The organism is Treponema sp. R6D11, from assembly GCF_054786075.1.
Genome location: NZ_BDHD01000082.1, coordinates 1 through 8,231 on the forward strand (window position 1 = coordinate 1; position 8,231 = coordinate 8,231).

9 protein-coding genes are annotated in these 8,231 nt (G+C 43.4%); all 9 read left to right on the top strand.

Annotated features, from left to right (window positions below; translation table 11 throughout):
• Positions 1–98: 98 nt before the first annotated feature.
• Positions 99–1,145, top strand: coding sequence for an ABC transporter substrate-binding protein (locus ACYVTD_RS08100; RefSeq protein WP_461247270.1), 1,047 nt, complete (start codon positions 99–101; stop codon positions 1,143–1,145).
• 32 nt (positions 1,146–1,177) lie between these two features.
• Positions 1,178–1,990 carry an ABC transporter ATP-binding protein gene (locus ACYVTD_RS08105; RefSeq protein WP_461247271.1) on the top strand — a complete coding sequence of 271 codons (813 nt, stop codon included), beginning with the start codon at positions 1,178–1,180 and terminating at the stop codon, positions 1,988–1,990.
• Positions 1,987–2,922 (top strand): ABC transporter permease, encoded by a 936-nt coding sequence (locus ACYVTD_RS08110; protein ID WP_461247272.1) that lies wholly within the window; start codon positions 1,987–1,989, stop codon positions 2,920–2,922. The genes ACYVTD_RS08105 and ACYVTD_RS08110 overlap by 4 nt, the downstream gene beginning before the upstream one ends.
• A 21-nt stretch (positions 2,923–2,943) precedes the next feature.
• The gene (locus ACYVTD_RS08115; RefSeq protein WP_461247273.1) at positions 2,944–3,594 is read left to right on the top strand and encodes a corrinoid protein; all 651 of its coding nucleotides are present in this window, start codon (positions 2,944–2,946) and stop codon (positions 3,592–3,594) included.
• A gap of 5 nt (positions 3,595–3,599) precedes the next feature.
• A complete protein-coding gene (locus ACYVTD_RS08120) occupies positions 3,600–4,625 on the top strand; it encodes a uroporphyrinogen decarboxylase family protein (RefSeq protein ID WP_461247274.1) in 1,026 nt (341 codons plus the stop codon).
• A 14-nt stretch (positions 4,626–4,639) separates the two neighbouring features.
• Entirely contained in the window at positions 4,640–5,584 is a 945-nt protein-coding gene (cysK, locus tag ACYVTD_RS08125; protein WP_461247275.1) for a cysteine synthase A, read from the top strand.
• A gap of 14 nt (positions 5,585–5,598) precedes the next feature.
• Positions 5,599–7,017 carry a DNA repair protein RecN gene (locus ACYVTD_RS08130; RefSeq protein WP_461247276.1) on the top strand — a complete coding sequence of 473 codons (1,419 nt, stop codon included), beginning with the start codon at positions 5,599–5,601 and terminating at the stop codon, positions 7,015–7,017.
• A complete protein-coding gene (locus ACYVTD_RS08135) occupies positions 7,017–7,829 on the top strand; it encodes a hypothetical protein (RefSeq protein WP_461247277.1) in 813 nt (270 codons plus the stop codon). The genes ACYVTD_RS08130 and ACYVTD_RS08135 overlap by 1 nt, the downstream gene beginning before the upstream one ends.
• Positions 7,830–7,882: 53 nt before the next feature.
• A partial coding sequence (locus ACYVTD_RS08140) for a hypothetical protein (RefSeq protein WP_461247278.1) occupies positions 7,883–8,231 on the top strand: 349 nt, incomplete at its 3' end.

Here is an 8,231-nt window from a genome sequence, read left to right on the forward strand (position 1 = left end):
CCGCGTTGACAACAGCCCGCACGGAGTGATAGTCTGAATAGGCAGGTCCAGTAGCCCCGGGGATAGAGGGGCCGCCTCCTAAGCGGCCGGGCGGCTGTTTGGGGTCAGCCCGGGACCATTGCCAAAGCCCAACGGTTTTGGGTAAAGAGGTTTCGCAAACGCGGGAACTGACAGATTTCCAGTTGGGGCATTTGAATTCAACCGCGCACTTACTCGGCTTTGTAGCTGTGGAAGAAGGGTTCTTTAAAGAAGAAGGACTTAATGTTACGATGACGCAATTTGCAAGCGCCGGAGAAATGGTCGCCGGTCTTGAATCAGGCAAATTGGACGCGGCTTTTATAGGTTCCGTACCTGTTATTACAAATCAAGCCGCAGGACATGACATTACCGTATTTGGCGGCGCAATGTCCAACGGGCATGGTTTTGTACTTAAAACCAAATTTATACCTGCGAACTTTAAGCAGGGCGATATTAACGTGCTAAAAGGACGCAATATCGCCACCAACAAAAACAGCGTACAGGATTTTGAATTGCTGTATCTTCTTAAAACCAACAACATTCCGATTGGCGAAGGTTCTGACAAAGTAAACATTGTTTATTTTGAAAGCCAAAAAGACGCGTTTAACGCTCTTGCAAGCGATCAGATTGACGGCGTTTCGGTTTACTCGCCTTACGCGTCTATCGCCAAAAACGCGGGGCACACGGTTGTATATTACTGTAACGAGTTAAGCGCTTTTGAAAATCAGCCTTGCTGCCGTCAGGTCGCCCTTACAAGCGCGTTAGCTGAAAAACCGGAAACTTATATAGCTTTTGAACGCGCTATTATTAAGGCGTATAAATTCTCGCAGGAGAATCACCCAAAGACAGTAGAGGACGTGGCAAAATATATCACCATTGATAAAAGTGATATTGAGTACGAAGTCTACGGCGGACACGCGCTTTCTTATCCTGACCCTGACAAAAGAGGAACGACGCAATTAAAGAAAGGCGTTGTGGAATTTGGTTATACCAAAGGCGCTGATTATGATATTGAGAAGCAATACAATCTTGATATTTACAAGAAAGCATTGGCGCAAATATTAGCCAAGAATCCAAACGATTCTATCTATAAATCGCTTGATGCGCATTTTAAATCCGCCAACTAAAATCATGTGGAAGTGTATACAGGAGTTTTATTTTGAGCAAAATAGAAGTTAAAAACCTGTACGCCGAATATGAAGATAAAAACGGAAAATTCCTGGCATTGAAAGATGTTTCCTTCAATGTCGGAGAAGGTGAGTTCGTTTCGATTATCGGTTCCAGCGGTTGCGGAAAAAGTACGTTGCTTAGTATTTTGCAGGGTATTCTTTTCCCTTCCGCCGGAAGCGTTACCATAGACGGAAGCGTCATTACAGGTCCAAGTACCAATCGCGGCGTTGTCTTTCAGCATTATTCGCTGTTCCCATGGATGAGCGCCCGCGCCAACGTAGCTTTTGGATTAAAGCAGGTGAATAAAAAAATGCCTCGTAAAGAACGCTATAAAACCGCCGACATATTTTTAAAGAAAGTCGGTCTTAACGGTTTTGGGTATAAAAATCCTTACCAACTGTCTGGCGGCATGCAACAGCGTGTCGCTATAGCCCGCGCGTTGGCAATGAATACGGACATACTGTTAATGGACGAGCCGTTTGGCGCTATTGACGCAAAAAACAGATCCAATATGCAAGAGCTTCTTCTTTCATTGTGGGAAGGAGACGGACAGTCGGCAAAAAAGACGGTCGTGTTTGTAACTCACGACATTGACGAAGCTATTTTTTTATCGGATCGAATTATTATGCTAACCAACAGTCCCGGGCAGGTTGCAAAAGAATTTGCCGTTCCTTTCGGGCGACCGCGCGTTCATGCCGCGCTTCGTGATATAAACTCTTATATTCATCTTCGCAATATGCTGATGGCTTTGTTTTACGACGATAATACAGGCGCGTCCGCTGATGAGGAATTTATAATATGAACCAAATCGCCAAACGCCTTTTTACAATTACAAACGGCTTATTTATAGTTTTTTTATTAATTCAATTAATTCCCGATAAGACTTACAGAATTACAGATCATCCGCATTATACGCTTATTTTTATTGTATTATTGGAATTCTTTTTGTTAATGATTTCTTTTTTAATTAAGAAAGATCAAACGCGTCTTGTTATAACAGATATTGTCGGGGTAATTTACGCGTTTTTCATTTTTTGGTTATTGGCGACAGTCAAGCTGTCGTTTGTAAGCGTGGCGAAACAGGCGGTATTTCCCCCTCCTGGAGCCGTACTGTCGCAATTTGCCGTCGATTCAAGCAAAATGCTTGTGAATATAAGAGATTCACTTTTGCTAATTTTTGAAGGCTATATAATTGCGGTTGTGCTGGCTATTCCCCTTGGTTTATTTTTTGGGTGGAATATCCGTGTCGGCACTGTCGCAGGATATATTTCAAAATTTTTAAGTTCTATTTCGCCCATTGTATACATACCCTATGCAATTGTGCTTCTGCCCACTTTTCGCGCTGCGTCTATGCTCGTTATTATTGTCGCCTCTTTTTGGCCCACATTTGCAAGCACAATGAGCGGCGTACAGAATGTTGAAAAACGGCTTATCGATTCCGCAAAGATGCTCTGCGTCGGAAAATTTACTATGCTGTTTCGAATAATTTTACCAGCCGCTCTGCCGCAAATTTTTATCGGTTGTAATCAAGGGCTTAGTGTATCTTTCATTTTGCTTGTCTCTGCGGAAATGATAGGCGCGCGCAGCGGAATTGGTTATTACGTTAACAATTACGCGAATTTCGGGAACTATACCAACGCCCTTGTTGGCGTAATCACAATCGGTATAGTTGTTACATTTATTACCTTTCTGTTTAATTTGGCGCAAAGGTTCCTGCTTCGCTGGAAACAATAAAAATACTAATTGGAGGATTTTATGGCAAACGACAATGAACTTTTTCAAAAACTTTCTGACGCGGTGGTTGAAATGGAAGAGGATACGGTCGAGAAAACGGCTAACCGTGTTGTAGAAGAAGGCTTGGACGCGTATCTGGCAATTGACAAGGGGCTTGCCAACGGCATGGAACGTGCGGGAAAATTATTCGAGGAACACGAGTATTTTGTGCCGGAGCTTATGATCTGCGCCGACGCGATGTATAAGGGATTGGATATTTTAACGCCTCATATAAAAACTGCGGAAGATGAAAAGAAAGCAACGGTTGTAATCGGTGTAATAGAAGGCGACACTCACGACATAGGAAAGAACCTTGTTAGAATCATGCAGGAGACCGCAGGTTTTAACGTGATTGATTTAGGGCGCGATATTCCTCCATCGGTCTTTGTAGACGAGGCGGTTAAGAATAATGCTGATATTATTGCCATTTCTACATTAATGACTACTACAATGGACGGCATGAGCGAGGTAATAGAAATATTAAAGGGACGCGGAATAAGAGACAACTTTAAAGTGATTGTCGGCGGCGGACCTATTTCGCAGGGCTTTGCCAACAAGATAGGCGCAAATGGGTATTCATCAAACGCCGCAGAATCAGTGCGTTTGGTAAAAAAATTATTGGAAGAGGTGTAAACTCTATGACACACGCAGAGCGTATTATAAAAATATCAAAATTGGAAAAACCAGACAGGGTTCCGTTTGCTTTGTTATCTTCGGGGACATGGTGCGTTGTTTCCCATGGGAGCAGTTTAAAAGAAGCTCTTACCCTTCCGGCAGAAAATATGGCGGAATGGCTTTACGACGGATATACTAAGGCGGACTCCGATTTGTCGTGGGTAGGCTCAGGCTACAATAATCTTGTTATAGAAGCTCTGGGCGGAAAAGTCAAATGGCGGAAAAAGGGAACGCCCGATGTCGCGGAGCCTTTTTTAAAATCCGCCGATGACGCGAAAAATGTTAATCCGGCTGTCATTCTTGAAAACCCAAATGTCCAAAAACTCTACGATGTTACGCGGCTTTTAGTCAAAAAAGAAAACGGCGAGCGTTTAGTTGGCGGCAGTATGTGGGGACCTTTTACCCTTGCGGGATTGCTTTTAGGCGCGGACTCGCTTATGAAAGGCATTTATAAAAATAGAGCGGCAGTTGAAGAAGTTTTGCGTTTTACATCAGAATTATATTTAACCTATATACAGGGATACATAGATGCGGGAGCTAAAGTAATTCAGATGGCGGAACCTTCCGCTTCCGGAGATATGATTTCAAGAAAACATTTTAATGAAGTCGCTCTGCCTTATATTAAAGAAACTTTCAGGCGGTTGTCCGGCAAGGATTTAATTTTAATACTGCATATATGCGGCGATACAACAAGTTGTCTTGATCTCATCGCGGAAAGCGGCGTTCATATTATGTCGCTTGATTATAAGGTAAAAATTGCGGCGGCGCGGGATGCGTTTGCCGGAAAAATAGCTTTTGCGGGGAATTTAGACCCTGTAAGTGTAGTGCAAAATGGCTCTCATGATGATATAGTAAATAAGACGGTTGATGGAATTAAAGAGGCGGGTGAAGACAGTTCTTATATCGTTATGCCCGGCTGTGATATTCCGCCCTTAACGCCGCTTAATAACCTGCAGTTGATTTCTAAAACTGTAAAAGAATATAAATAAGGAGAAAAAGCGTTATGGCAAAATACGCTAAAAAACTGACGGAGCTTATCGGTAAAACGCCGCTTCTACAACTTACGGATTTTTCGGCGGAGCGGAAATTGGAAGCCAAGTTAATCGCAAAGCTGGAATACTTTAATCCGCTCAGCTCTGTAAAAGACAGAATCGCCCTCGCCATGGTAGAGGACGCGGAAAAAAACGGAAAGCTGGATAAAGATACGGTAATTATCGAACCGACTTCCGGCAATACGGGAATTGGGTTAGCTTTTGTCGCTGCTTCACGCGGGTACAGGCTTATTCTTACCATGCCGGACACCATGAGCGTTGAAAGGCGCAATTTGTTAAAAGCTCTGAACGCGGAACTTGTGCTTACACCCGGCAAGGACGGCATGAAGGGCGCGATTAGAAAAGCCGAGGAGCTTTCGCTCTTTTTTGAAAAATCTTTTATCCCGCAGCAGTTTAACAACCCCGCCAACGCGCGTGTTCACCGAGAAACCACCGCCGTTGAAATCTGGAACGACTTGGACGGAGAGCTTGACGTATTTGTGGCGGGCGTTGGAACAGGCGGCACTATCACAGGCGTAGGCGAAGTTTTAAAAGAAAAAAACCCTAAAATTAAAATTGTAGCCGTGGAGCCTTATGACTCTCCTGTGCTTTCTGGCGGAGCGCCTGGACCGCACAAAATTCAGGGTATCGGCGCGGGATTTATTCCGAATGTACTGAACACAAAAATAATTGATGAAGTATTTAAAGTAAGAACGGAACAAGCCTTTGAAACCGCGCAGGATTTGGCGCGAACGGAGGGGCTTTTAGTGGGCATATCTTCAGCGGCGGCGGCTTTCGCGGCGGCGGAGGTTGCAAAGCGTTCCGAATACAAAGGCAAGACAGTTGTGGCTCTGTTGCCCGACACGGGAGAAAGATACCTTTCTACTCCGTTGTTTGACAGACCTCAAGTAATATAAAGGATGGTAAACAAATGGATTATTTAACGCACAAAGCGCCGCCGAAAAGAGAAGATCGTTTAAAAGCTTGTATTGTTTACGGCGGTAACTTATGTAATTTGGCGGACAAGGGACGCAAATGCGGCTGTCTGTCCGACGGAAAAAGAAAATTTGAACAAGGATCAATATGTTTGCTGTTACCCGGCATATCAATATTGAACTCTCTCCCAGACAATGTAAATATTGTTCATGGCGCTATAGGTTGCGGAGCCTGTTCTCACTCGCAGAACGCAAACGCCCGTTCCGGCGGAATGGCGCGCAAGGGAACAGTAAAGGACGCAGTATGGCTGTCAACGGCATTGAATGAAAGCGATGTTATATCAGGCGCGGAAAATAAATTATATGACGCGATTTTAGAAGCCGCCTCTTGTTTTACGGACGGAGAACAATCGGCGTTAACCCTTACCCGAAAGGCAAAAAACGCTCTGGACAGCGCGTCCTCGGTGGATTCATCGCTTGGGGAAATAAACAGGCGGTTTGAAAACCTGTACTATGAAGCGGAAGATATAGCGGGGGAATTCCGCTCTTACAAGGAAAGTCTTGCTTTTGATCCGCAAAGACTGGAAGAAGTAAATGAACGTCTTGCGTTTTTAAATAAATTAAAAAAGAAATATGCAAAAGACAGTCTTGCGGGAAACGAGGAAGAGGCTATTTTATTGTACAAAACCAACGCGCAGGCGGAAATAGAAGCTTTGAGTAGTGCGGAAGAAAACAAGGGCAAGTTAAAATCTGCAATCAGCGCTTTGGAAAAGTCGATAGTTTCAAAAGCCCAAGTTTTAAGGGAAAAAAGAACAGCCGCAAGCGCAAAATTAAGTCAGCTTATAACCGAAATACTAAAAAATCTGGGAATGCCAAATGCCCGTTTTCAGGCGGCGGTAGTACCGAAGCAGAATGAGGGGCAGACTACTTTTGGACCTTACGGCGCGGAAGAAATAGAGTTTTTAATTTCCGCCAATACAGGCGAACCGCTTAAAGATCTGGCAAAAATAGCTTCGGGCGGAGAGCTTTCCAGAGTAATGTTGGCGATTAAAACAGCCCTTTTGTCAGATAGCCGCCGCAATGAATCCGAAAGCGTTGAAACCCTCATTTTTGACGAAATTGACGCGGGTATTGGCGGGGAAGTCGCCCTTAAAGTGGGGGAGTATCTTGTAAAAATAGGTAAATTTAAGCAAATTTTTTGCGTTACACATCTAGCGAGTATCGCAGTTCGTGCCGATAATCATTTTAAGGTAGAAAAAAGAACCGAAGGCGGCAGAACCTACACCGGAATCGGACCATTAAGCGCCGATGGACGGAGAAAGGAGATTGCCAGGATGTTGGCGGGGGATGCGGGAACAGCCGCAATTGCCCACGCCGACGATTTGATTCAGAAATACGGAAAACGGAGTGATTAATGGCGAAGAATACCGATCAAGATCGGGCATTGTACCAAGAAAAAGTTAAAATTTATGTGGCAATGACCAAGGCGTTATTGGATACCGAAAAAAAAATTCTTGTAGAAGCGAAAAAAAATACGCCGAATTCTTCAATTCAAAAATTGGCTCTCGCCGACGAGATGCTTAATCTGGCTTCATATTATATCGCTATAAACGGAATGTCTCAGGCAGTCCTTAAATCAAAAAATGAGGAAGCCTTAAATGATGCCAGAAAATCGCTTTACAAGGCGGTAATTTACCTTGAAGAAGTTGTCAGTAATTTAATTGACGCTCCCTTCTCTGATTATCAGGACAAATTAATAGCGATAGAATCATACAATCAGGATCAAAGGTATCACTTGATTTGTAAAATGGGATTTGCCATAGATCTTCTGGAACAGGCTTACGGCGACAATTCAAAATGGAGATGGACATTTGTCGATCTTGAAGGTCGTTTTGCGGTAACTGCAAAAAATATAATTGATTTAAAAGCTATTTATGAACAAATGGCTCCCGGAGCGGAATATTATGACTCTACCGTGTATCATCTTAGATTGGTAAAAAAACTTATTTCGCAAGCTGCGGATCGTTACCGCGAAAAATACGAGCTTTCCACAGGGCAGGTTCTTGATTTTAAAACAGGGATAAACTTTCTTAGCGCGTTACGCCGTTTGCACATTGTTCTTTCCGAGAACGAAGAATCTAATGAAATAAAAAAGAAATTGGCAATCTGGTCAGCCAAACTTGAGACCGATCATAAAAAGCAGGAAGAAGCCAAAAAGAGAGCATGAGCCGATTCTTTTTAAAGGATGCAGATTGCAATATGAGGATAAAATATAAATAGATGAAAAAAATGTTTTTCCCGGTAATTTTTACTCTGTTTCTGGTTGTTCCAGTGGGTATTTTCGCTCAAAGCAAGGATCACACCCCCTATGTGTCGCAAATTAAAGTTGAACCCAGAAATAACCTGATAAGGATTACATGGGTAGATTCTCCTGATGCAAAAGGTCCTGTTTACATATACAGATCTGCCCGCCCTTTTAACGGCGTTATTCCGGCGAATATCAGACCTGTAGTTGTAAGGTACGGAGAACAATATTACATTGATGATTCCGACGACATGAAAAATGTTTATTACTTTATCGCGGCAAGCGATACGTCCGGTCAGCGTTACGATATTATTCTTCCCAAAA